Annotated in this window: 2 protein-coding genes; both read right to left on the bottom strand. The window is 64.4% G+C overall.

Features of this window, described 5'->3' with window-relative positions; translation table 11 throughout:
• A partial coding sequence (locus IB262_RS35410) for an ATP-binding cassette domain-containing protein (protein ID WP_134888192.1) occupies positions 1–194 on the bottom strand: 194 nt, incomplete at its 3' end.
• 31 nt (positions 195–225) lie between these two features.
• Positions 226–894 (bottom strand): sulfate ABC transporter permease subunit CysW (gene cysW / locus IB262_RS35405; RefSeq protein ID WP_192494576.1); only part of this gene is annotated, 669 nt, incomplete at its 5' end.

The raw sequence follows: 894 nt of genomic DNA, 5'->3' as shown, positions 1-894 counted from the left end.
TCCTCGTCGCCGAAGAAGATCGTGCCTTCGGTCGGGCTTTCGAGCCCGGCAACGAGACGCAGAAGCGTCGTCTTGCCGGAGCCGGAGGGGCCGAGCAGCGCGATCAGCTCGCCGGAGCGGATGTCGAGCGAGACGTCGTCGAGCGCCGGGAAGCGGCCGAATTCCTTGCGGATGTTGTGAACGCGCACGTCCATGACAATACCTTTCGAATGCCGGCTTTCCCGGTCAGTGCCTGCGGCTGGCGGCGATCTCGGCGCTGTAGCGGATCTCCAGCGCCGTCTTCAAAATCAGGGTGATCAGCGCCAGCAGCGCCAGCAACGCCGCCACCGCGAAAGCGGCGACGAAGTTGTATTCATTATAGAGGATTTCGACCTGCAACGGCATGGTGTTGGTCTCGCCGCGGATATGGCCGGACACCACCGAGACGGCGCCGAACTCGCCCATGGCGCGGGCGTTGCACAAAAGCACGCCGTAAAGCAGCCCCCATTTGATGTTGGGCAGCGTCACATGCCAGAAGGTCTGCCAGCCCGATGCCCCGAGAGACAGTGCTGCCTCCTCGTCGCTACTGCCCTGTTCCTGCATCAACGGGATCAGCTCGCGGGCGACGAAGGGGAAGGTGACGAAGACGGTGGCGAGCACCAGGCCCGGCACGGCAAAGAGGATCTGGATGCCGTGGCTCTGCAGCCAGGGACCAAGGACACTGTGCGAGCCGAACAGAAGCACGAAGACGAGGCCGGAGATCACCGGCGAGACCGAGAACGGCAGGTCGATCAGCGTCGTCAGGAAGGCCTTGCCCTTGAACTCGAACTTGGCGATCGCCCAGGCGGCGGCCACGCCGAAGACGAGGTTGAGCGGCACGGCGATGGCGGCGACGATCAGCGTCAGGCGGATGGC

It is taken from the genome of Ensifer sp. ENS02, from assembly GCF_014851885.1.
Taxonomy (GTDB): domain Bacteria; phylum Pseudomonadota; class Alphaproteobacteria; order Rhizobiales; family Rhizobiaceae; genus Ensifer; species Ensifer adhaerens.
The sequence above is the reverse complement of the archived record's forward strand: the minus strand, read 5'-3'. Positions and strand labels throughout refer to the sequence as shown.